23 protein-coding genes and 1 riboswitch are annotated in these 22,901 nt (G+C 63.8%); of the genes, 12 read left to right on the top strand and 11 right to left on the bottom strand.

Annotation, left to right across the window (positions count from 1 at the left end):
• Positions 1-64: 64 nt before the first annotated feature.
• Entirely contained in the window at positions 65-706 is a 642-nt protein-coding gene (locus CSAL_RS05010; RefSeq protein ID WP_011506280.1) for a hypothetical protein, read from the top strand.
• Between the two features lie 81 nt (positions 707-787).
• On the opposite strand, the gene rpoD is transcribed toward CSAL_RS05010, so the two are convergent.
• The 3 genes from rpoD to rpsU form a co-directional block, all read right to left on the bottom strand.
• Complete coding sequence (gene rpoD, locus CSAL_RS05005) at positions 788-2,632, bottom strand: RNA polymerase sigma factor RpoD (protein ID WP_011506279.1); 1,845 nt, start codon at positions 2,630-2,632, stop codon at positions 788-790.
• A gap of 218 nt (positions 2,633-2,850) precedes the next feature.
• Positions 2,851-4,692: a DNA primase gene (gene dnaG, locus CSAL_RS05000; RefSeq protein ID WP_011506278.1), complete on the bottom strand. Its 1,842-nt coding sequence runs from the start codon at positions 4,690-4,692 to the stop codon at positions 2,851-2,853.
• A gap of 153 nt (positions 4,693-4,845) precedes the next feature.
• A complete protein-coding gene (gene rpsU, locus CSAL_RS04995; protein WP_011506277.1) occupies positions 4,846-5,061 on the bottom strand; it encodes a 30S ribosomal protein S21 in 216 nt (71 codons plus the stop codon).
• A gap of 231 nt (positions 5,062-5,292) precedes the next feature.
• Here rpsU and tsaD point away from each other — a divergent pair, with 231 nt between their 5' ends.
• The gene (gene tsaD, locus CSAL_RS04990; RefSeq protein WP_011506276.1) at positions 5,293-6,324 is read left to right on the top strand and encodes a tRNA (adenosine(37)-N6)-threonylcarbamoyltransferase complex transferase subunit TsaD; all 1,032 of its coding nucleotides are present in this window, start codon (positions 5,293-5,295) and stop codon (positions 6,322-6,324) included.
• Here the strand turns inward: tsaD and CSAL_RS04985 are convergent.
• Positions 6,305-6,922 carry a glycerol-3-phosphate acyltransferase gene (locus CSAL_RS04985; RefSeq protein WP_011506275.1) on the bottom strand — a complete coding sequence of 206 codons (618 nt, stop codon included), beginning with the start codon at positions 6,920-6,922 and terminating at the stop codon, positions 6,305-6,307. The two genes, tsaD and CSAL_RS04985, sit on opposite strands and share 20 nt — an antisense overlap.
• Positions 6,923-7,070: 148 nt before the next feature.
• Here CSAL_RS04985 and folB point away from each other — a divergent pair, with 148 nt between their 5' ends.
• The 4 genes from folB to CSAL_RS04965 all read left to right on the top strand — a co-directional run bounded on the left by folB (position 7,071) and on the right by CSAL_RS04965 (position 10,250).
• A complete protein-coding gene (gene folB / locus CSAL_RS04980; protein ID WP_011506274.1) occupies positions 7,071-7,424 on the top strand; it encodes a dihydroneopterin aldolase in 354 nt (117 codons plus the stop codon).
• Positions 7,421-7,939: a 2-amino-4-hydroxy-6-hydroxymethyldihydropteridine diphosphokinase gene (gene folK / locus CSAL_RS04975; RefSeq protein ID WP_011506273.1), complete on the top strand. Its 519-nt coding sequence runs from the start codon at positions 7,421-7,423 to the stop codon at positions 7,937-7,939. Before folB ends, folK begins: the two co-directional genes overlap by 4 nt.
• A 141-nt stretch (positions 7,940-8,080) precedes the next feature.
• Positions 8,081-9,547: an ATP-binding protein gene (locus tag CSAL_RS04970; protein ID WP_011506272.1), complete on the top strand. Its 1,467-nt coding sequence runs from the start codon at positions 8,081-8,083 to the stop codon at positions 9,545-9,547.
• 19 nt (positions 9,548-9,566) lie between these two features.
• Positions 9,567-10,250 (top strand): response regulator, encoded by a 684-nt coding sequence (locus CSAL_RS04965; protein WP_011506271.1) that lies wholly within the window; start codon positions 9,567-9,569, stop codon positions 10,248-10,250.
• A 136-nt stretch (positions 10,251-10,386) separates the two neighbouring features.
• Here the strand turns inward: CSAL_RS04965 and CSAL_RS04960 are convergent, their stop codons facing one another.
• Positions 10,387-10,674, bottom strand: a complete 288-nt coding sequence (locus tag CSAL_RS04960; protein WP_011506270.1) for a hypothetical protein — start codon at positions 10,672-10,674, stop codon at positions 10,387-10,389.
• Positions 10,675-11,034: 360 nt separating this feature from the next.
• Between CSAL_RS04960 and CSAL_RS04955 the strand changes: the two genes are divergently transcribed.
• Positions 11,035-11,946, top strand: a complete 912-nt coding sequence (locus CSAL_RS04955; RefSeq protein ID WP_011506269.1) for a hypothetical protein — start codon at positions 11,035-11,037, stop codon at positions 11,944-11,946.
• A 20-nt stretch (positions 11,947-11,966) separates the two neighbouring features.
• On the opposite strand, the gene CSAL_RS04950 is transcribed toward CSAL_RS04955, so the two are convergent.
• On the bottom strand, positions 11,967-12,620 hold the full coding sequence (locus CSAL_RS04950; RefSeq protein ID WP_011506268.1) for a class I SAM-dependent methyltransferase: 654 nt from the start codon (positions 12,618-12,620) through the stop codon (positions 11,967-11,969).
• A 157-nt stretch (positions 12,621-12,777) separates the two neighbouring features.
• Between CSAL_RS04950 and CSAL_RS04945 the strand changes: the two genes are divergently transcribed.
• From CSAL_RS04945 to CSAL_RS04930, 4 genes are all read left to right on the top strand, one after another.
• Positions 12,778-13,161: a VOC family protein gene (locus CSAL_RS04945; RefSeq protein WP_035411104.1), complete on the top strand. Its 384-nt coding sequence runs from the start codon at positions 12,778-12,780 to the stop codon at positions 13,159-13,161.
• Positions 13,162-13,186: 25 nt separating this feature from the next.
• On the top strand, positions 13,187-13,555 hold the full coding sequence (locus tag CSAL_RS04940; RefSeq protein WP_011506266.1) for a DUF4870 family protein: 369 nt from the start codon (positions 13,187-13,189) through the stop codon (positions 13,553-13,555).
• A gap of 77 nt (positions 13,556-13,632) precedes the next feature.
• Complete coding sequence (locus CSAL_RS04935; protein ID WP_043557981.1) at positions 13,633-14,568, top strand: lysophospholipid acyltransferase family protein; 936 nt, start codon at positions 13,633-13,635, stop codon at positions 14,566-14,568.
• A gap of 115 nt (positions 14,569-14,683) precedes the next feature.
• The gene (locus tag CSAL_RS04930) at positions 14,684-15,862 is read left to right on the top strand and encodes a PQQ-dependent sugar dehydrogenase (protein ID WP_011506264.1); all 1,179 of its coding nucleotides are present in this window, start codon (positions 14,684-14,686) and stop codon (positions 15,860-15,862) included.
• A gap of 7 nt (positions 15,863-15,869) precedes the next feature.
• On the opposite strand, the gene CSAL_RS04925 is transcribed toward CSAL_RS04930, so the two are convergent.
• The gene (locus tag CSAL_RS04925) at positions 15,870-16,775 is read right to left on the bottom strand and encodes an NAD(P)-dependent oxidoreductase (RefSeq protein WP_224113642.1); all 906 of its coding nucleotides are present in this window, start codon (positions 16,773-16,775) and stop codon (positions 15,870-15,872) included.
• 99 nt (positions 16,776-16,874) lie between these two features.
• Positions 16,875-17,009, top strand: a riboswitch (TPP riboswitch).
• Between the two features lie 78 nt (positions 17,010-17,087).
• Here CSAL_RS04925 and thiC point away from each other — a divergent pair.
• Positions 17,088-18,989, top strand: coding sequence for a phosphomethylpyrimidine synthase ThiC (gene thiC / locus CSAL_RS04920; protein WP_011506262.1), 1,902 nt, complete (start codon positions 17,088-17,090; stop codon positions 18,987-18,989).
• Between the two features lie 75 nt (positions 18,990-19,064).
• On the opposite strand, the gene cyoE is transcribed toward thiC, so the two are convergent.
• From cyoE to cyoB, 4 genes are read right to left on the bottom strand one after another with little or no spacing between them, the layout of a single operon-like run.
• A complete protein-coding gene (gene cyoE, locus CSAL_RS04915) occupies positions 19,065-19,952 on the bottom strand; it encodes a heme o synthase (protein ID WP_043557980.1) in 888 nt (295 codons plus the stop codon).
• Positions 19,953-19,965: 13 nt separating this feature from the next.
• Positions 19,966-20,301, bottom strand: a complete 336-nt coding sequence (cyoD, locus tag CSAL_RS04910) for a cytochrome o ubiquinol oxidase subunit IV (RefSeq protein ID WP_011506260.1) — start codon at positions 20,299-20,301, stop codon at positions 19,966-19,968.
• Positions 20,301-20,918, bottom strand: a complete 618-nt coding sequence (locus CSAL_RS04905) for a cytochrome o ubiquinol oxidase subunit III (protein ID WP_011506259.1) — start codon at positions 20,916-20,918, stop codon at positions 20,301-20,303. The genes cyoD and CSAL_RS04905 overlap by 1 nt, the downstream gene beginning before the upstream one ends.
• 2 nt (positions 20,919-20,920) lie before the next feature.
• The gene (gene cyoB, locus CSAL_RS04900) at positions 20,921-22,900 is read right to left on the bottom strand and encodes a cytochrome o ubiquinol oxidase subunit I (protein WP_011506258.1); all 1,980 of its coding nucleotides are present in this window, start codon (positions 22,898-22,900) and stop codon (positions 20,921-20,923) included.
• Between the last annotated feature and the right edge of the window lies 1 nt (position 22,901).

Below are 22,901 nucleotides of genomic sequence, written 5' to 3'. Positions count from 1 at the left end.
GCTAAAATTACGCATTCGCCAACACAAGCCGCATCGCCGCCCAGACGAACGCCAGAGACGCCGTATGACTAACTCGCCACTTCCCTCCGAGGCCACCATCAGCTTCAAGGCCATTTGCTTTCGCGCATTTTGCTATATCTTGTTCGTCGCTGGGGCCATGCAGCTCGTCATGCTCGATGCCCAGTCGGGCGTCGACCGCTTCACCGAAACGTCGTTGACCGAACTCATGCAGTCGACGCTGCTCTTGCTCGGCGCCGTGATGATGGGCTACCTCCATCGCCGCCCGTCGGCCATTCCCCATGTCAGCCTGCTGATGGGCGCGTTTCTGTTCGCCTCTTACGTGCGCGAAAACGACTACTGGCTGGACCGCTATGTCTTCGACGGCGCCTGGCAGGTGATCGTGACCCTGGTGGTGGTGCCGGCGCTGTTCGTGGTCATCCGTCAGCGCCACGCCTTCGTCGCCGAATTCAAGTCGATTTCCAACAGCCTGGGACTCGGCATGTTCACCGCCGGCTTTCTCACCACCTACGTCTTCTCGCGGCTTTACGGTCGTTCGGAATTCTGGGAAGCCATGCTGGGCGACCACTACCAGCGCGTCATCAAGGACGCCGCCGAGGAAGTCACCGAACTGGCGGGCTACATGCTGCTCTTTTTCGCCTGCATCGAGCTGGTGCTCCTGCTGCGCCGTCGCGCCCGCGCCGCCTGACGACAACGCCACGACCGACCAAAAAAACCCGCGAGGAGGACCTCGCGGGTTTTTCATATCCGGCTTGCGCCCTTGCCCGACTTACTCGTCGAGGAAGGTGCGCAGCGGCTCGGAGCGTGAGGGGTGACGCAACTTGCGCAGTGCCTTGGCCTCGATCTGACGGATACGCTCGCGGGTGACATCGAACTGCTTGCCGACCTCTTCCAGCGTGTGGTCGGTGTTCATGTCGATGCCGAAGCGCATGCGCAGCACCTTGGCCTCGCGCGCGGTCAGACCGCCCAGCACGTTGCGGGTCGCCTCGATCAAGCCTTCGCCGGTCGCGGAGTCGATCGGCAACAGCATCGTGCCATCCTCGATGAAATCGCCGAGATGCGAGTCGTCGTCGTCGCCGATCGGAGTCTCCATGGAGATCGGTTCCTTGGCGATCTTGAGCACCTTGCGCACCTTGTCCTCGGGCATCTCGAGACGCTCGCCCAATTCTTCCGGTGTCGGCTCGCGCCCCATCTCCTGCAGCATCTGCCGCGACACGCGGTTGAGCTTGTTGATGGTCTCGATCATGTGCACCGGAATACGGATGGTGCGCGCCTGGTCGGCGATCGACCGCGTGATCGCCTGACGAATCCACCAGGTGGCATAGGTCGAGAACTTGTAGCCACGACGATACTCGAACTTGTCCACCGCCTTCATCAGGCCGATGTTGCCTTCCTGGATGAGGTCCAGGAACTGCAGGCCACGGTTGGTGTACTTCTTGGCGATCGAGATGACCAGACGCAGGTTGGCCTCGACCATTTCCTTCTTGGCGCGACGCGCCTTGGCCTCGCCGATCGACAGGCGGCGATTGACTTCCTTGATGTGCGAGACCGGCAGCAGGACCATCTCTTCCTCGAAGCCGATCTTGCGCTGGGCACGCTGGATGTCGGCGCGGAACGGCTCGAGACGATCGGCGAACTTGGTGTGCTTGGCCATGAACCGGTCCAGCCACTCGAGGTCGGACTCGGCGCCCGGAAACGACCCGATGAAGGTCTTGCGCGGCACCTTGGCCTGCTTCACGAAGATCTGCATGATGGCCTTTTCCTGGCCGCGGATCTGCTCGACGCTGATCCGCACCTGGCCCACCAGACGCTCGAAATGCTTGGGCACCAGCTTGATCGGCGAGAACAGCTCGGCCAGACGGGCCTGCTCGGCGCTGGCTTCCTTCGAGCCGAGCCCGTGCTCTTCGATCGCGGCCTTGGCGCGCTCGTTCTGCTCACGGATCTGCTCGAAGCGTGCCCGCGCTTCTTCGGGGTCCGGACCACCACCGGTTTCCTCTTCCTCGGCCTCGTCATCGTCCTCGGAGACATCGCCGTCCGCGGCGCTCGGCTCGGGCTCGGGCTCGGGCACCTCCGCCTCGGCCACGCCGGGAATCCCTTCGTCGGGGTCGATGAAGCCGGAAAACAGGTCGGACAGCCGGCCCGGCGCTTCTTCATCCTGGGTGGCATCGTAAGCGCTGAGAATGGAGTCCACGGCGCCAGGCAAATAGGCCAGCGACGACATCACCTCACGGGTGCCTTCCTCGATACGCTTGGCGATTTCGATCTCGCCCTCGCGCGTCAACAATTCCACCGTACCCATCTCGCGCATGTACATGCGCACGGGATCGGTGGTGCGGCCGACATCGCTTTCCACCGCGGCCAGCGCGGCGACGGCTTCTTCCGCCGCCGATTCGTCGGCGGATTGATCGGACATCATCAGGGTATCTTCGTCAGGCGCTTCCTCGACGACGCTGATACCCATGTCGTTGATCATCGCGATGATGTCTTCCACCTGATCGGGATCGGCGATATCCTCGGGAAGGTGGTCGTTGACCTCCGCATAGGTCAGGAAGCCCTGTTCCTTACCCTGGGCGATCAACTCCTTCAGACGTGACTGCTGCGTATTTCCAGCCATAGAAACCCTATCTCGACAATGGAGCACCTGGAGGTGAACGGATCGAAACGCTGCTAAGCCTGCCAGTATAGCCGCTATGGGCATTTTACTGCCAGTGTCGTATTTGTCTTGTCATCCAGGTGTGCTAGTGTGTTCGGCTACCTTTTCGATATTGCCTAGTAAATGGCGACGTTTTGCGGCAATTCAACCCGTCGCGCCAGGCATCCGTTCAAGCCGTTTCATGGCGGCCGAGCGCCTCCCTTGAGCTCCATCAGCAACTCGTTCAGCCGCTGACGCTCTTCCCTGGACAGACACTCCCCCGCCTGCGTCCGTGCCAGCAGGGCGTCATACTCCTCCTGTGGCGAGCGCTGCGAGTGGCGTCGACGCAACCCGTCGACCAGGCCCTCCACCTCGGCCCCTCGTGCCTCGCGGGGCATCAAGAGTTCACGACGCGCCAGCCAGGCCAGCCGCTCCCCCTCGGGCGTGCCATGGAAATGCGCCAGCAGGACCTGCGCGTTGCGATAACCGCCGGCGCGGATCAGACGCACTACCTCATGACATAGCGCCCCGTCACCCACACCGTCGGGACACCAGTCGAGCGACTCGGGCAAGCGACTCACCAGAGCGGGCTCATGCACCAGCAGGTGCAGCAGACGACCGACGAGCCCCAAGGCGCCATCACGCGCTCCCGCCTTCCTCGCGGGCGTCTCGCCTGCGTCCTCAGGAGCGCTCGAGGCCTCATCGGCACCCTCGTCATGCGGCGCCTGTGACGTGTCGGCACGCGCCAGCAAGGCCTGAAAATTGGCCTGCTCAACGCCCGTACGCTGCGAAAGCTCGCGCAGCAGCAAGGATTTCAACACGCCCTCGGGCAAGCGCTCCAGAGCACGCAACACCGCCGTGGCAAAGCGCTCCCGGTCCTCGATCCGCTGGAGATCGCGCCCTTCCGCGGCCTGGTCGAAAAGAAACTCCGAAAGCGGCGCGGCGCACAGCACGCGATTCTCGAACGCTTCCGCGCCCTCGCGACGCACCAGGCTATCCGGATCATCGCCCTCCGGCAGAAACAGAAACCGCACCTGGCGCCCATCGATCATCGACGGCAACACCGTCTCCAGCGCTCGGCGCGCCGCCTGTCGCCCGGCGCGATCGCCGTCGAAGCAGAACACCACTTCGCCGACCAGCCGAAACAGGCGTTGCAGATGGTCCTCGCTGAGCGAAGTGCCCAGCGTGGCGCAGGCATTGCGGATCCCGAACTGGGCCAGGGCCACGACATCCATGTAGCCTTCGACGACCAGCATCCGCTCCAGGCGCGCATTGGCCTGACGCGCCTCGTAAAGCCCGTACAGCTCGCGCCCCTTGTGGAAGACCGGAGTCTCGGGCGAGTTCAGGTACTTGGGTTTGGCGTCCCCGAGCACGCGACCGCCGAACGCAATGGTGCGCCCTTTCCAGTCGCGGATCGGAAACATCACCCGGTTGCGAAAACGGTCGTAGCTGCGCCCGGAATCCTCGCGGTGCACCAACAAGCCGTATTCGATCTGCACCGCATCACTGATGCCGCGCTCGGTCAGGTGCCGCTTGAGCGCTTCCCACTTGTCCGGGGCGAAACCAATCCCGAACTCACGCACGATATCGGCGGAAAGCCCGCGACGCTCGAGGTAATCGCGTGCATCGCCACCTTCCGACATCGCCAGGCGCTCGCGGAAAAAGCTCGCCGACAGTTCGAGCAGGTTAACCGCCTCCTCGCGCCGCCGTTCGCGCTGCTGAGCCTGAGGGTCGTCAGCCCCCTCGCGCGGCACGTCCAGCCCCAGCCGCGAGGCGAGCTGCTCGACCGCCTCCGGAAAGCGCAAATGATCGAATTCCATCAGAAAGCGTAGCGCATTGCCGTGCACGCCACATCCGAAGCAGTGGTAGAACTGTTTTTCGGCGCTGACGGTGAACGAGGGCGACTTTTCCTGGTGGAAGGGGCATAGACCGCTGTAGTTGCGACCGGCCTTCTTGAGCTGAACGCGCTCGCCGACGATCTCGACCACATCGGTACGAGCCAGCAAATCATCGATGAAACGTTGGGGGATCTGTCCAGCCATGGCGGGGAGGCGCTCGACGAAACGTTGTCTGTATCGCGGGAATCGCGGAGCCAGGCATCGCGGAAACGGTGGGCCGGGAAAAACAAGCGGCCACCCGATGGCAGCCGCTTGGCGTCCCTCTAGGAAGCGACCGAAGTCACTTCACAGTACGGATCAGTACAACCGTTCGAAACGCTTACGCTCGCGCTGCAACTTCTTGGCATGACGCTTGACCGCTGCGGCGGCCTTGCGCTTGCGAACCGCAGTGGGCTTTTCATAGGTCTCGCGACGACGGACTTCGGAGAGAACGCCAGCTTTTTCGCAAGAACGCTTGAAACGCCGCAGAGCGACGTCGAACGGCTCGTTGTCACGTACTTTAACAGAAGGCATTAACCAATCACCTACCTTAGGGAAAGATGAGTTCGGATTGCACGCACACCTTGTCAGCACGTGTTCAGCGTATGCCGAACGGCATGACGGGTGCACGACCCAGTCTTGCAGAACGCAATATTCTAGTCGCCGTGGCAGCGCTTTGCAAAGCCTTTGCCACCGCCCCTGCCGCACGGCCCTGGAAAAGCGTAGAATGGCGACTTTCACGTGCCAGCGGGGAAGTGACGACACATGCGGGTATTGGGCATCGAGACCTCCTGCGACGAAACCGGCGTCGCCATTTATGACACCGAGCGCGGCCTGATCGCCGATGCGCTGCACAGCCAAATGGCCATGCACGCCGAATTCGGCGGTGTGGTCCCGGAACTCGCCTCGCGGGATCACACTCGCAAGCTGCTGCCGCTGATTCGCCAGGTGCTCGACGACGCCGAGCTGCGCGGCGACCAGCTAGACGCCATCGCCTACACGGCGGGCCCCGGCCTGGTCGGCGCGCTGATGGTCGGCGCCTCCACCGCGCACGGCCTGGCGCGCGCCTGGGACATCCCGGCACTCGGCGTGCATCACATGGAAGGCCATCTGCTGGCGCCGATGCTCGAGGCCGCGCCGCCCGACTTTCCCTTCGTGGCCCTGCTGGTGTCGGGTGGGCACACGCAGCTCGTCGAGGTCCACGGCCTGGGCCGTTACCGGCTGCTGGGCGAATCGGTCGACGATGCCGCCGGCGAGGCCTTCGACAAGGCCGCCAAGATGCTCGAACTGCCCTACCCTGGCGGCCCCCACGTCGCCCAGCTCGCCGAGCGCGGCGACCCGACCCGGTTTCGCTTTCCGCGCCCGATGACCGACCGGCCGGGACTCGACTTCAGCTTTTCGGGTCTCAAGACCCACACCCTGACCACCGCCAACCAGCTCAAGGCGGCGGGCCCCCTCAGCGACCAGGACCGCGCCGACATCGCGCGCGCCTTCGAGGAAGCCGTCGTCGACACGCTGGTCATCAAGTGCCGGCGCGCCCTCGACACCACGGGCCTCAAGCGGCTGGTGGTGGCCGGCGGCGTCAGCGCCAATCATCGCCTGCGCGAGCGCCTGGACCGGGAAACCGCCAAGCGCCAGGCCCAGGCGTTCTACCCGCGCGGACGCTTCTGCACCGACAACGGCGCAATGATCGCTTATGTCGGCGCACAACGCCTGCTGGCCGGGGAGCGCGACGACGCGACGATGCAGGCCACGCCGCGCTGGCCGCTGGCGTCGCTCACTCCTCCGGCGGCTTGATCCTCTCCTCGCGCTTCAGGCCGGGCTCGCCCCCCTGCCCCAGGCGGCGAATGTTCCAGGCATGACGTACCAGCACCAGGGCCGAAAAGACACTCACCACCAGCGTCGCCTCACGCGCCAGCCAATAGCTGGCCAAAGGGGCGAGCAGGGCCGCGGCCAGTGATGCCACCGCGGCGGTGCGCGAACGCCAGGCCAGCAGCGCCCAGCACAGGGCGCAGACCCAGGCCACCGGGGTCGCGATCATCAGCAAGACCCCGAAGGCGCTCGCCACGGCCTTGCCGCCACGCCCGCGATGCCAGAGCGGATAACTGTGCCCCACCAGCACCGACAGGCCCACGGCTCCCTGCGCCCATATCGGCAGCGCTTCGCGCTGCGCGACCCACAGCACCGGCATTGCCTTGGCCGCGTCGACGCCCAGCGTCAGCGCGGCCGGCACGACGCCATGCAGTCGCAGCACGTTGGAAAACCCCGGATTGCGCGACCCGGCATGGCGAGGATCGCGCCTGCCGAGCGCACGACACACCCAGACGGCGCCAAGCAGCGACCCGCTCAGGTAACCGGCCAGGACCAGAGCTGTCATGGGCAGCGGTGATGACACGAGCGGCTCTCCCTCAATAGGCGGCAACGAGATGTGCCCTGACCATGATTCTGCCACCTCCATGGCGTACAATCGACGCTTTGCGACGCCGTGAAGTGTCGACGATCCTTCACGACATGACCGCCCGCTAAGAGAGTGAGGACACGCCGTGGATCACGTGCTGATCGAGGCGCTGGAAGTGGACACCGTCATCGGTGTCTATGACTGGGAGCGCACCATTCGACAACGGCTACACCTGGATCTCGAACTGGCCACCGACATCCGGCCCGCCGCACAAGCCGACGACATTCACTTGACCCTGGACTACGCGGCCATCAGCGAGCGCATCGCCAGTTTCGCCGACGCCCACCATTTCGCCCTGGTCGAGACCTTCGCCGAGCGGCTTGCCGACACCCTGCGCCAGGAATTCGCGATTGACTGGCTGCGACTGAGCGTGCGCAAGCCCGGCGCGGTCGCCAATGCCGCAAGCGTAGGCGTACGCATCACACGGGGGCAGGCATGACACTGGTGACGGTAAGCATCGGCAGCAACATCGATCGCGAGCGCCACGTCCTGGCCTGCCTCGATGCCATTGCCGAGACGTTCGGCGAGCCTCGTGTCTCGCGCGTCTTCGAAAGCGAGCCGGTCGGCTTCGAGGATGGGCGCAATTTCTACAACCTGGTCGCGGCCTTCCATGCCACGCGCCCGGTCGGCGAACTGCAGGCCTGGTGCAAGGAGATCGAAGCTGCCAACGGGCGACTGCCGGGAAGCCCCAAGTTCAGCCCCCGCACCCTGGATATCGACCTGCTCACGGTCGGCGACCAGTGCGGCCACATCGATGGCGTCGAGCTGCCGCGCGACGAGATCCTGCACCACGCCTTCGTGCTGTGGCCTCTCGCGGAGCTGCTGCCAGATACGCCCCACCCCGAGAACGGCCGCACCTATGCCGAACTCTGGGCACGCTTCACGGCCGGAGACCAGCACCTGTGGCCGGTCACCTTCGACTGGCACGGCCGCCCGGTGTCGCGCCCCGACTGACACCTGGCGCGCCATCGTCGTTGCATATTGATTGCACATTGCATGACGTCTCCTTGCGCGAGCGCTTGCCATGCTGGCCGAATGGTCAGCCGTCACCAGGCTGTCCGGCCGGCACCGCCCACTGCCCGACACGAGCCCGCCATGAGCCCACGGTTGCGTTTCAAGCGTCCCCGCATCGCACGCATCAGCCTCAAGCTGTTCGCGGCGATCCTGCTGACCAATGTCCTGATCGGCGGCATGAGCTTTCTGCTCATCGCACGCAGTCTCGATCAGGGCTTTATCGACTACCTGGAGCGCACTCAGGCGAATCGCGCCGATACCCCGGCCACCGCCCTCGCCGAGCGCTGGCAGGAGCATGGTGACTGGCGCTGGCTGCGCGACGACCCCCGCGCCTGGCATCGGCTGGTACGCAATCAATTGTGGCCGGGCGAGCGTCAGCCTCCCAGCGGAATCGATCGTGAGCTCAGCGATGCCCGCGATTTCGTGGTGCTCGACGCCGACGGCCGCGTCGTCATCGGCCGCCCGCTGCCACCGCGCACGCCGCCGCCGGGCGAGGAGCCGCCACCGCAGCCGCGTTTCATCGACATTCAGCATCGAGGGCAGACCGTCGGCCAGTTGGGGTATCTTCCCCCGGCACAGCTCATGGCACGCATGGATCGCGTCTTCCTGCAGCGTCAGCTGCGCAACATGACGATCATCGTCGCCTCGCTGTCGGTCGCCTCGTTGCTGCTGGCCGCGGGCCTGGCCTGGTGGCTGGGCCGGCGTGCCAGGGAAATGACCGAGGCCACCCGGCGCATGACCCAGGGCGACTTCACCGTGCGCCTGCCCGAGCGGGGGCGTGACGAACTGTCCCGTCTCTCCGCCGACTTCAACGTCCTCGCCGAGACACTGGAGGCCAATCGCCGCCATCGTCAGCAGTGGGTCGCCGACATTGCCCACGAGTTGCGCACCCCTCTCGCCGTGCTGCGCGGCGAGATCGAAGCGATCGAGGACGGCATACGTCCGCTCGGTGACGACACGCTGGCCTCGCTGGCGCAGGAAGTCGCTCAACTCGAACGCCTGGTGGACGATCTGCGTCTGCTCGCGCAAAGCGATGCGGGCGCACTGGATATCTATCTCGCCCCACACGACCTGGCAGCGCTCTTGCGTGGGCGTCTCGAGGAAGCGCAAGGCTGGCTGGGCGCGCGCGGCATCACGCTCGATGCCGAGATCGGCACGGCCCCGGCACCGGTGCGTGCCGACCCCCAGCGTCTGCGCCAGCTCTGGAGCAACCTGCTGAGCAATACTTGTGCCTATACCGATGCACCGGGACAGCTGCGCATACGCCTCATGCGCCATGCCGACCGCATCGAAATGACGTGGGAAGACAGCGCTCCCGGCGTTGCCGATGCCGACCTGCCGCGCCTGACCGAGCGTCTTTATCGTGTCGAGGGCTCGCGCAACCGACGCAGCGGCGGTAGCGGCCTGGGTCTGGCGATTGCCAATGCGCTGGTCACGGCGCATGGCGGCACGCTGACCCCCTCGGCATCGCCGCTTGGGGGACTTCGCTGGACGCTCACCTTCCCGGTGCGTCACGACGACGATGTTCTCGAGCACGACATGCCATGAGCCACGCCTGGAGACAGCCATGAACGACACCATTCTGATCGTCGAGGACGAACCCAAGATCGCGCGCCTGGTCGCCGATTACCTCCAGCAAAGCGGTTATGCCACGCATCACCTGGCACATGGCGACGAGGTCATGCCGTGGCTTGCGGATCATGCCCCGGCCCTGATACTGCTCGACTTGATGCTGCCCGGCACCGACGGCTTGACCCTGTGCCGCCGGATCGGCGATCAGTACCCGGCCTTGCCCGTGATCATGCTGACCGCACGTGTCGAGGAGGTCGACCGACTGCTGGGACTGGAGCTGGGTGCCGACGACTACATCTGCAAACCGTTCAGCCCGCGCGAGGTAGTGGCACGAGTCAAGGCCGTGCTCCGCCGCCTGCACCCCCAGACCGAGGAGGCCGCCACGCCAGCACCGCTGAGCCTGGACGAGGACGGCTGGCGCGCCCTGGCGCAAGGCACCGACCTGGGCCTGACCGCCGTCGAATTCCAGTTGCTCAAGGTCATGATGCAGGCGCCCGGACGCATCTTCTCGCGCGACCAATTGATGGATCACATGTATCGCGACCATCGCATCGTCTCCGAGCGAACCGTGGACAGTCATATCAAGAAATTGCGCCGCAAGATCGCCGATGCCTATCCCGAGCGCGACATCATCCATTCCGTATATGGCGTCGGGTATAAATACCAGCCCGACTCCTGACGGGGCACTCCACCAACCCGGCACTGCTGCGCACCACGCGCTGCACACACGAAAACGCCCCCGCTGCGGGTCGCAGCGGGGGCGTTTTCGATGTGCCAGCGAACATGACGCCGCCCGAAGGCGACATCCGTGCGGCTTACCAGTCGGCGCGATGGCCGAGTTTCGGCTGGTCCGCCGTGTTGCTGGGCAGGTCGGTCTGCTTGGTGTTGGTGACCGAGATGTAATGCTCGGCCTTCGCGATGCCCACGCTGTCGGCGCCGGAAGTATCCAGCTGCTGATAGTCGACGGAGAATTGCGTGACCGGCTGGCCGACATTCAGGGCCTCATGGTTGACCTGCAAGGCTTCGCTGGAGGCAAAGCTTGCTTGTGCGGCCACCGGCAGTGCGGCGAGTGCAATAGCGGAGATCAGGATACGTGCTTTCATGGACTTGCTCCTTGACTGTCTGTGTCAATGTTCGCTTTCGAACGTTGCGTAAACTATATAGCAAGCTAACAATGAACGCAATAATAAAGTTTCCAATCGCTACCATAGCGTTCATCTATCCAGCCAGGAAGAAGCATGCAGAACAAGAAGCTGCTTACATGACGATATCGCAGGCATTATTCACTCCCGCACCGAGTGACGCTTGCATGTCCTTGCATTTCAGCAACATCCTCGCCATCACGAAAATTTCGAAAACGAAAATCGAATAAATCATCACTTGCACGCTGCTTGCGCGATGCCTGCAAGCTGTTTGCACGACATCGCAGGATACTGCCGAGGTCCCCCCATAGGAGCCTTGCCATGCAAGCTTTGACATCACGCAGCTGGCTGATTGCCCTCGCTCTCGGCGCTCTGACGATCGGCACCACGGCCCAGGCGAGTCCGGCGCCTCCGGCTCCCAAGATCGATACGCTACTGGCGAGCTGGCCGCTCGACGACGCTCAACGCGATAGCATCAAGGAGGCCACCCAGGCGTATCGCGAGCAACGCCGCTCCCTGCACGACACGGCCAGGCCGGAGCGGCAAGAACGTCTCGCGGCATTGCGCGCCGACTATCAGGAAACGCTCGCCGATACCCTCGACCCGGTGCAGGTCGATGCGCTGGAAGCCTACCTGCGGCTGACCGCGGCACCGCCGCCCCCTCGCCCCGAGCGCCACGACCGGCACCATCACGCCTCTCCCAGGAAGCTTTACGACGCACTCTTCGATAGCTGGGAACTCGGCGATGACCAACGCGAGTCGCTGCAGGAAGCCTTTGCCTCGATGCGAGAACAGCGTCGGGCCCTGCATGCGAAAACGTTCGATAGCCCGGAGGCACGTGACGAGGCCAGGCGCGAGATGCGCGACGCCCTTCGCGAGCGTCTGCACTCGGTGCTCAGTGGCGAACAGCTGCGCGTACTGGCCCTGCTGACGCCCCCACACTCCGAACGCCAGGAAAGGCCCGTGCGCGAGCATCAGGCAACGCTGGAGGCCCTGGTGGACAGTTGGCGACTCGATGACGCCCAGCGCGCCGACTTTCGGGATGCCCGCGCGGCCTTCCGCGACACGCTGCGTCAGTGGCGTGACAATGCCGGGAAGCCGGATCGCGACGCCTGGCTGACGGCGCGGGAGGACTATCGACAGTCGCTGAAGGAAATCTTCACGCCGGCACAGGTGGCGGTGCTCGACGACATGCTGCCCGCCCTGCACAAGGCACCGCGACACGCCATGTGACGCGCCACGCGCCTTCGGACTCAGCTCCGAAGGCGCTGCATGAGGACCACGTCGTTGCGTGGAAAGCTCACCGACAGACCATGACGCTCGGCCAGATAGTGAAAGCTGCGCTCGGCGAAGAAGCACACATGAGTCGGGTCGCGCATGTAGCGCCATGCAGCCAGGTCCTGCACCAAGTCACTGCGCTGGGTCATGATCCCCAGCCAGCCCCCGACACGTAATCGCGCGATCACCTCGGCCAACGCGTCTCCCGGTGCATGCAGATGCTCGACCACCTCGGTGGCGGTGATGACATCGAACTCACGCTGCCACACCTCGGGAAACGGCGCGTAGAAGGGGTCGTACAACGCCATGCGATGCCCGGCTTCTTCGAGCATGACCGAGAGCGTCGGCCCGGGACCACAGCCGAAGTCGAGCCCTTGTGCGGCGGGAGGCAGGCGTTCCAGCAGCGGGTCGCACAGGCGCGACAGGAAGCGACGATATCCCGCGTCGTGGGGGGAGTTCTGGTGGAGATCGTAGACCGCGCGCTCCTCGGCGGCACTGGGCAACGACGCCGGGGAGACGAAAATCAAAGCGCATCTTGGACAGCGGTAATACGTCCGCGGTGGCGCCCCCGCCACACGCCGGGCATGAGGCATTGCGCACAAGGGGCAGACCGGCTCACCGTCATGCATCGGGGCATCTCCTTCGTTCGTCATCCGCCAGCGAACCGTCATGCAACGTCATCGCGCTCTTCCGACTGGATGACACGGGCATCGAACGTGCATGATATCCCTGCCCTCGCGGCAAGACCGTCACTTTCCGTGCACCTCATGCTATGGACACTTCGCCATGCTCAATGCCATCGACCATGTGGTGGTCACCGTTACCGACCTCGAACTCAGCATCGATTTCTACACACGCGTGCTGGGTCTCGACGCCCATTATCACGATGCGACGCGCACCGATCTGTGTCTGGATGGCTTTGCCCTGCGGTTGCATGGCCCCGAGGCCTCCGCCGCACGTCCGGCCGAGTCGCCCGTCCCCGGCAGCCAGACACTCGGCTTTCGCAGCTCTCTGCCCCTCGCCGAGGTGAAGGCACACCTCGAGGCCCTGGCCATTCCCATGGAGCTTGCCCCTGGGGCGACACCAGACGACATCGAGACGTGGTCGTCACTTTACGTACGCGATCCAGACGGTAACCTTATCGAGATTTCTCGTCCGCGTCGCCGCTGAAGCGACATGACAGGAGGCACCGCCCATGCAGGAAGACACGTCCCCCATCGAGCGCGACCCGCAAGGCCCAGCGGACGGCAAGATCGCCCTGATCATCTACGTCCTGATCCTGGCGGGATTCGCCGTGGGCATCACGCCCTTGATCGGCGTGGTCATGGCGTATGTCTATCGCGGCAACGGCCCCGTCTGGCTCGATGCTCACTATCGCTATCAGATCCGCACCTTCTGGATCGGTGTGCTGTACTTCGTGCTGGCTTCCGTGTTGAGCCTGATCGCCGTGGGCTTCGTGCTCTACGTACTGCTCGCCATCTGGGTAGTGGTACGCTGCGTCAAGGGATTTCAGGCGCTCAACGAACATCGCGCGCCCGCGAATGTCGATAGCTGGCTCTGGTAACCGGCACCATGCGCCTCGGCGCATGGTGCACAATCCGTATAATGCGAGCCCAACGGCTTGCCGTCACCGATGATGTCATGAGTTCGAAATCCAACGATGTTTCTCCCCCCTTGCGTGCGCGTGCCATCGCCGGGTTGTGGCGTGGCCTCGCCAGATTGACGCCGCGCCGCCTGTGGCAACTGGCACGCCTGATCGGGCCGCTGATCCTGGCGCTCAGTCGTCGCGAACGAGAGGTCACGCGCGCCAACCTCCAGCATGTCTATCCCGACATGACGATCGCCGTGCGCCGCGACTTGACGCGCCGCAGCCTGGTGCATTCCTCAGCGACCATGCTGGAGCTGGGGTTCGCCTGGATGGCCGCCCCGAGCCGCGTCGAAACCGCCATCCGCCAGGTCCACGGACGCGAGCTGCTCGATGACGCCCGCGCCCAGGGACGCGGCGTGATCGTGCTGGCGCCGCACTTCGGCAACTGGGAGGTCCTCAACTTCTGGCTTTCCAGCCATTTTCCGTTCACGGCCATGTACGAACCGCCCAAGATCGCCGCCCTCGATCCTGTGATTCGTGGCGGGCGTGAGCGCATGGGCGCTCAGCTCGTGCCGACCAATCCCCGGGGCGTGGCGTCGCTGCTCAAGGCACTCAAACGCTGCGAGGCAGTCGGTATCCTGCCGGACCAGGAACCCAGCTGGGGCAGCGGCGTGTTCGCCGACTTCTTCCAGCGCCCCGCCTATACCGCCACCCTGCTGCCCAAGCTGGTCGCTCGCACCGAGGCGCGCGTGGTCACCGGCATTGCCCGGCGTCTGCCGGATGGCGAGGGCTTCGCGATCCACTTTCTGGCCGCCGATGACCGCGTGTACGCCAGCGACGAAACGCAGTCGGCCACTGGCGTCAACGCCAGCGTGGAAGACGCCATCGCCCTGGATCCCGCCCAGTACCAGTGGGAATACAAACGCTTTCGCAAGACACCGCAGCAGGCCGCCCAGGACCCCGATTTCAAGCGTTTCCGCATCTACTAGGCCTGGCTGCCACCCGCCCGATCACCGAGCGTCGCATGCATGTCGTCCGAACGGGGTCCGATGGCGCCCGGGCGTCTACACTGGGCAAGAACGACCCCAGTCCAAGGAGCAGTCCATGCCCCTGCGAACCGCATTCCACCGGCTCGGCCGAGGCTCACTGGCATGCCTCGGTCTCGGGCTCGGCGCCATCATGAGTGCTTTCGGCCAGGCGCAGTCGCTGACACCGACATCCGTGGCGGGCAGCGAACAGCGCGCGCAAGTGCCCGAGGGCGCCACTCTGACCCATCTGGTCTCGCTGAGTGCACCGCGCCTGATCAGCATCGGTCCCGACAATAAAATGTTCATCGGCACCCGGGCGGGACGCCTGTATCGCCTCAAGCCGCCGTACACGAGCGTCGATGCGGAAGTGGCGCTGTCCGGCTATCCGCATAGTGCCGTAGTGCATCGAGGATACCTGTATGTCGCCACGACCGACCGGCTGCTGCGCGCGTCCTATGCGCCGGATCGGCGTCTCGAGGACGTGGCGTTCGAAGAAGTTGCCGCTCTGCCCGGCGGTGGCGGGCACAGCTCGCGCACCTTGTCCGCGGGGCCCGATGGACGGCTCTACGTGGCACTCGGCATTCAAGGCAATTGTTCGCCGCAGCGCGTCTCGGAGGACGTTGCCTTCGAGGATCGCCGAGGCGGTGTCATGGCGCTCGACCCGACACGGTCGACGCCCGAATGGACGCCCTATGTCGGCGGACTGCGCAATCCCATCGGCATGGCCTGGAGCCCCGAAGGGGTGCTGTATCTCAACAATAACGGCCCCGACCATTGGGGCTACGAGGCGCCCCCCGAATTGCTGGTGCGCGCCGAGGCCGGCAGCTTTCACGGCATGCCGTGGTATCAGTGGAACGACGGTGCCTGGCAGCGCGATGACTGCATCGACTCGACGCCCCCCACACCCGGCGACGCGCTCGCACCGCCGGTCGCTACCTTCGCCGCCCGCAGCGCCCCCATGGGATTGACGTTCTTGCCCGCCGACAACCCCTGGAAGCTGGACATGATCAGCGCCATCCATGGCAGCTGGGCCACCCAGGCCGCCGGCGGCCCCGCTTCTCGGCGACCGCCCAAGATCGTCGGCATACGGCTCGCGACCGACGGCCGCCAAGGCACGGTGACCGACCTGGTGAGCGGTTTCCAGGCGGAGAATGGCGAGCGCTGGGCCCGCCCCACCGGGGTCGCCTACCACGATGGAGCGCTGTATTTCACCTCCGACAGCGGCGAGGCCGGCCTGTATCGTCTGACGCCATGAGGGCGGGCTAGCGCGTGTCCAGGTGGGCCTGGCGCGCGGCCACCTCGGCGAGCCCCGACCAGTCCTTCTCGCCATCGCCGTGCGCCAGGGCATCGAGCAGCCGATCGCGCACCGCGCTACCCAGCGGCAAGGCGACATGCCGCTCGTCTCCCGCACGCAGGGCCAGTCCGACATCCTTGTGGCCCAGGCGCATCGTGAAGCCGGCGGGCTCGAAGCGTGCTTCGGCGATCATCTTGCCATAGCCCTGATAGGCCGGTGAGGCGAAGAGCGTATTGGTGACCACATCGAGAAAATCGCTGGCCTCGATGCCGTATGCACGTGTCAGCGTCGAGGCCTCGGCCATCGATTCGATGGCGGTGGCGAGCATGAAGTTCGCCGCGATCTTGACCACGTTGGCACGCTCCGGCGACTCGCCCAATGGCCATACGGCTTGGCCCATGGCGTCGAGCACGGACCTGACCCGCTCGAGCTGGGCCGGATCACCGGCAGCGATGATGTTGAGCTTGCCCGCTGCCGCCACGTCCGGACGTCCGAGCACCGGCGCGGCGATGTAGGCCACGCCCAGGCGGTCGTGCAGTGCCGTCATGCCACGCGCAAAGGCCACCGACACCGTGGCCATGTTGATATGCACGCTGCCCTTTTTCATCGCCTCGACGGCCTTGCTCTCGATCAGTACCTGATGCGCCGCCTGATCGTCTGCCAGCATGCTGATCAGCACCTCGTGACGCGCCGCATCCGCAGGCGTCTTGGCTGCCTTGGCGCCTTTCCGAGTCAAGGCCTCGACGGCTTCGGTGGAGCGATTCCACACCGTGACCTCATGCCCTGCCTCGAGTAGCTGACTCGCCATGCCACGTCCCATGGCACCCAGTCCAATGAAACCGATCTTCATGCGATTGCTCCTTGAACGCTGCATTCCGTCGAACAAACTAGCACGCTAAAAAATATACGGGACCCACGCCTCGTTACACGATAGGGGGCTTTCATCCCGGGCGACGCTTGCTACACTCTAGCCGATAGCTTGACGGGGTGCCGGTGGAACCGGCTGAGATCGTCCTGCGCCGCGACTCATACGAAGCGCGGCGCCACGACGGATCCCGACGAACCTGATCCGGCTAGTACCGGCGTAGGGATCAAGCGGAGACCGCGGGATACGACGACACGCCCATGCCGGTTTCCTCTCCTGCGCTGTGCGCCGGCTTGACCCAAGTCTCGTCCTGGAGCACATATGACATCCCCTCAGTTTCTCTCCGACACCGCGCACGTCGATGCCTCGGCCATTCGTCCGCTGCCCGGTTCATGCAAGCGATACGTTCAGGGCTCGCGGCCGGACCTGCGCGTCCCCTTCCGTGAAATCGCCCTGTCGCCGACCACGACCTCCGGCGCCGCCGAAGAGAATCCACCGCTGCTGGTCTACGATACCTCGGGGCCGTACACCGATCCCGAGTGCGCCATCGACCTGCGCAAGGGCCTCCCGGCCCTCAGAAAGGACTGGATCGACGAGCGCGACGACACTCGATGGCTCGACGGCCCCACCAGTCGCTACGGGCAGCGCCGCGCCAACGACCCGAGGCTCGCACCGCTGCGCTTCGACCTGACCCGCACGCCGCGGCGAGCCAAGGAAGGTCGCAACGTCACCCAGCTGCATTACGCGCGCCAGGGCATCATCACGCCGGAGATGGAGTTCATCGCCATCCGCGAGAATCAGCGTCGTCAGGCGCTGGGTCCCGAGGAAGTCGAACGCATCCTCGGCCACCAGCACCCGGGCCAGGGGTTCGGTGCACGCCTTCCGGAGGAGATCACGCCGGCATTCGTGCGGGATGAAGTCGCCCGCGGCCGGGCGATCATCCCCTGCAACATCAACCACCCGGAGTCCGAGCCGATGATCATCGGCCGCAACTTCCTGGTGAAGATCAACGGCAACCTCGGCAATTCGGCGGTGACCTCGTCCATCGAGGAAGAGGTCGACAAGATGACCTGGGGCATCCGCTGGGGCGCGGACACGATCATGGATCTTTCCACCGGCCAGAACATCCACGAGACGCGGGAATGGATCATCCGCAACTCGCCGGTGCCCATCGGCACGGTGCCGATCTATCAGGCGCTGGAGAAGGTCGGCGGCGTGGCCGAGAACCTGACCTGGGAGATCTTCCGCGACACCCTGATCGAGCAGGCGGAACAGGGCGTGGACTACTTCACCATCCATGCCGGCGTACGCCTGCATCACGTGCCGATGACGGCCAGGCGCGTCACCGGCATCGTCTCCCGGGGCGGCTCGATCATGGCCAAGTGGTGCCTGTACCACCACCGGGAAAGCTTCCTCTACACCCACTTCGAGGACATCTGCGAGATCATGAAGGCCTACGACGTCGCGTTCTCGCTGGGTGACGGCCTGCGTCCCGGTTCCATCGCCGATGCCAACGACGAGGCCCAGTTCGCCGAGCTGGAAACCCTGGGCGAGTTGACGCAGCTCGCCTGGAAGCACGACGTGCAGGTGATGATCGAGGGCCCCGGCCATGTCCCGATGCACCTGATCAAGGAGAACATGGACAAGCAACTGGCGTGCTGCGAGGAGGCGCCGTTCTACACGCTCGGACCGCTGACCACCGATATCGCCCCCGGCTACGATCACATCACTTCGGGCATCGGCGCGGCACAGATCGGCTGGTACGGCTGTGCCATGCTCTGCTACGTCACCCCCAAGGAGCACCTGGGCCTGCCCAACAAGGACGACGTCAAGACCGGCATCATCACCTACAAGATTGCCGCCCATGCTGCCGACCTCGCCAAGGGGCACCCCGGCGCGCAACGCCGCGACAATGCGCTGTCCAAGGCGCGCTTCGAATTTCGCTGGGAAGATCAGTTCAACCTGGGGCTCGACCCGGATACGGCACGCGCCTTCCATGACGAGACACTGCCCAAGGACTCGGCCAAGGTGGCACACTTCTGCTCGATGTGCGGACCGAAGTTCTGCTCGATGAAGATCAGCCAGGAAGTGCGCGACGCCGTCTCCCGGGAGGGGGACTGGAGCGACCCGCTCGAGAACACCCAGGAGGCCATCGAACAAGGCCTGGAGGAACAGGCCGAACGCTTCCGCCGCTCGGGAAAAACGCTCTATCGGAAGGTGTGAGCCGCAAGACGTCGGCAACACGAAAAAAGCCACGCTGTTACAGCGTGGCTTTTCAGTATCGGAGCACGTTCGGGATCAACGCAGCGATGTCATCAGCACTTCGGTCTCCGTGACCTGAAAGTCGATCGACATCATGATGCTCAGTGCCGTGATGGTGAATATCGAGAAGATGAACACCTTCTTGGCCCAGACCTGATCGTCACCGGCGCGATAGCCGCGAAGCGCCATGACGAGCCAGTAAAGCCCCATGGCCGCCGCGACCGCGAAGTAACCATACCCGGCATAGCCTCCCAGCGTGAGCATCAGGGTCGCCCCCAGAAACGCCAGGATGTACCAGAAGATATGATGCTTCGCCGCCCGTACACCGCGCTCGACCGGCAGCACGGGGATCGACGCCGCGCGATAGTCGTGAAAGCGGAAGATGGCGATCGCATAGGAATGCGGCATCTGCCACAGACAGAAGATCAAGAGCAGGGTCAAGGCACCCAGGTCGAATTGCCCGCTGACGGCACAGTAGCCCACCACCGGTGGTGCCGCGCCGGACAGGCTGCCTACCAGCGTCCCATAGATGGAATGCCGTTTCAGATACAGGCTGTACAACCCGACATAGACGACGAAACCGAGCAGAGCGAACGCCGTCGCCAATGCATTGGTGCCGAACCACAGGACAGAGAAGCCCGCGACCCCCAGCACACCACCGTAGGCCAGGGTGACGCCGGGCGGGATCAAGCCCTGCACCGTGACACGCCCCTGGGTGCGCTCCATGAGCCGATCGATATCGCGATCGATGTAGTTATTGAACACGCACCCCGAGGCAATCACCAGCGCAATGCCGATGACCGTGGCCAGGAAGAGCCCACCATCCACGCTCCCTTGTGAAGCGAGGAAGAACCCCCCGGCCACGGAAATCAGATTGCCGAAGATGATGCCCGGCTTGGTGATGGAGACGAAGGGTTTGAGCATCACGCCAGACGACTCACCCACCGAGCATCATGTTGGCGTGCAGGTTCTGCATGATCCACAGCGAACCGCCCACCAGGATGACCAGGATCAGGGCCGTGAAGATGAAGGAACCTGCGTTCCAGCCTTCCTCGGTCTTGAAGTCCAGGTGCATGAACATGATCAACTGCACCAGGACCTGCAAGATGGCCATGATCGAGATCGTCACGACGACGGTCATCGTTTCGAAACCGCCACTCATGACCATTCCGAACGGAATGATCGTCAGCACGATGGACAGGATCAGCCCGATCACATAGGACTTGACGCTGCCGTGGTTGCCACCGTCGTGGGAAGTATGTGCATCGCTCATTACAGGACTCCCATCAGATAGACGAAGGTGAAGACGCAGATCCACACGATGTCCAGGAAGTGCCAGAACAGGCTGAGGCACATGATGCGCGGGCGCGTCATGTCGTTGAGCCCCTTCGTGGACAGCTGCACGATCATCACCAGCATCCAGATCAGACCGAAGGTCACGTGCAGACCGTGGGTACCCACCAGCGTGAAGAAGGACGACAGGAAGGCACTGCGATCCGGGCCGAAGCCTTCTGCGATCAGGTGGTGGAATTCATAGATCTCCAACCCGATGAAGCCGGCCCCCAGGAAGAAGGTGAGAATCAACCACCCTCTTACCTGGGACACGCGATCCGCGTTCATGGCCAACACGGCCATGCCATAGGTGAAACTGCTGAACAGCAGCAGGAAGGTGCTGATCAGGATCAGCGGCAGTTCGAAGATATCCGCCCCGGAAGGTCCGCCCGCCGTGCCATTCATGAGCACGGCATAGGTCGCGAACAGGCTCCCGAAGATGACCAGGTCGCTCATCAGGTAGACCCAGAAGCCGAATACCTTCATGCCACCGGCATCGTGGTGCTCATGCCCGTCATGGGCATGAGCGTCATGCTGATTCAAGGTTTGCGTCGTCATGATTACGCCTGCATCTCCAGCCGTTTGTGGTGCTCGCGCTCAATGCGTTCGACTTCCGCCGCCGGGACGTAGTAGTCGATATCGTCGTTGAAGACACGGAACATGAAGGCCACGAACATGCCAATCGCGCTGACACCGACCAGCCACCAGATATGCCAGACCAGCGCAAAGCCGAACGCGATGCTGATCAGACCGATGACAGGTCCCGCCACGGTGTTCCTGGGCATGTGGATGTCTTCGTACTGCGTCGGCTTGTCCGCCGCCATGCCTTTCTCTTTCTTCGCTTCCCAGAAGGCATCGATGGAGCCGACATTGGGCAGATGCGCGAAGTTGTAGAACGGCGCCGGTGAAGACGTGGACCACTCCAGGGTACGCGCATCCCACGGATCGCCCGTGATATCGGCGTTCTTCTTGCGATCGCGGATACTGACGATGAACTGGATCACGGTGCAGGCGATACCGAACAGGATGCACACGGCACCGACCCACGCCACGATCATCAGCGGCTGCCATTCGGGGTTCGCATAGGACTGCATGCGACGTACCGCGCCCATGAAGCTCAGGATGTAGAGCGGCATGAAGGCCAGATAGAAGCCGACGATCCAGAACCAGAAGGAGCGCTTGCCCCACTTTTCATCGAGCTTGAAGCCGAACGCTTTCGGGAACCAGTAGGTCAGGCCCGCCAGCATGCCGAACACCACGCCGCCGATGATGACGTTATGGAAGTGAGCGATGACGAACAGGCTGTTGTGCAGCACGAAGTTCGCACCGGGCACCGCCAGCATCACACCCGTCATGCCACCGATGGTGAAGGTGATGATGAAGCCCAGCGTCCACAGCACCGGCGAGGTGAACTCCAGGCGGCCACGGTACATGGTGAACAGCCAGTTGAAGATCTTCACCCCGGTGGGGATGGCGATGATCATCGTCGCGATGCCGAAGAAAGCGTTGACGTTGGCGCCCGCCCCCATGGTGAAGAAGTGGTGCAGCCACACGATGAACGACAGGATGGTGATGCAGGCCGTCGCCCAGACCATGGTGTTGTAACCGAACAGGCGCTTCTTGGCGAAGGTCGCGATGACCTCGGAGAACACCCCGAAGGCCGGCAGAATGAGAATGTACACCTCAGGATGGCCCCAGGCCCAGATGAGGTTGACGTACATCATCATGTTGCCGCCCATGTCGTTCGTGAAGAAGTGCGTCCCCAGGTAACGATCGAGCGTCAACAGCGCGATGGTCGCGGTCAGAATCGGGAAAGAAGCGATGATGAGGATGTTCGCGCACAGCGACGTCCAGGTGAAGATCGGCATGCGGAACATCGTCATACCCTTGGTACGCATCTTCAGGATGGTGACGAAGAAGTTGATCCCCGTCAGAGTGGTCCCGATCCCCGATATTTGCAGACCCCATATCCAGTAATCGACCCCCACGCCGGGACTGTACTGTATCCCTGACAATGGCGCGTAGGCCAACCAGCCGGTCTGCCCGTACTCACCGATGAGCAGCGAAATCATGGTCAGCGCCACGCCCGCGACGAACAGCCAGAAGCTCAGGTTGTTCATGAACGGGAACGCGACGTCACGCGCACCGATCTGCAACGGCACCACCAGGTTCATCAGGCCGATGACCATGGGCATGGCGACGAAGAAGATCATGATCACGCCGTGGGCGGTAAAGATCTGATCGTAATGGTGAGGCGGAAGATACCCCTCGGAGCCACCCGCCGCGATGGCCAGTTGGGTCCGCATCATGATGGCATCGGCAAAGCCGCGCAGCAGCATGACCAGGGCCACGAGGAAATACATGATCCCCAGCTTCTTGTGGTCGACGGAAGTCAACCACTCCGTCCACAGCCACTTCCACTTCTTGAAGTACGTCAGCGCGCCGACGACGAGCAAGCCACCGAGCGCCATGGCGATGGCCGTCACGACGATGATCGGCTCGTGATAGGGAATATCGTCGAGTCCAAGTTTTCCGAACATA

It is taken from the genome of Chromohalobacter israelensis DSM 3043, from assembly GCF_000055785.1.
GTDB classification, from domain to species: Bacteria; Pseudomonadota; Gammaproteobacteria; order Pseudomonadales; family Halomonadaceae; genus Chromohalobacter; species Chromohalobacter israelensis.
This window is presented reverse-complemented; position numbering and strand designations above follow the sequence as displayed.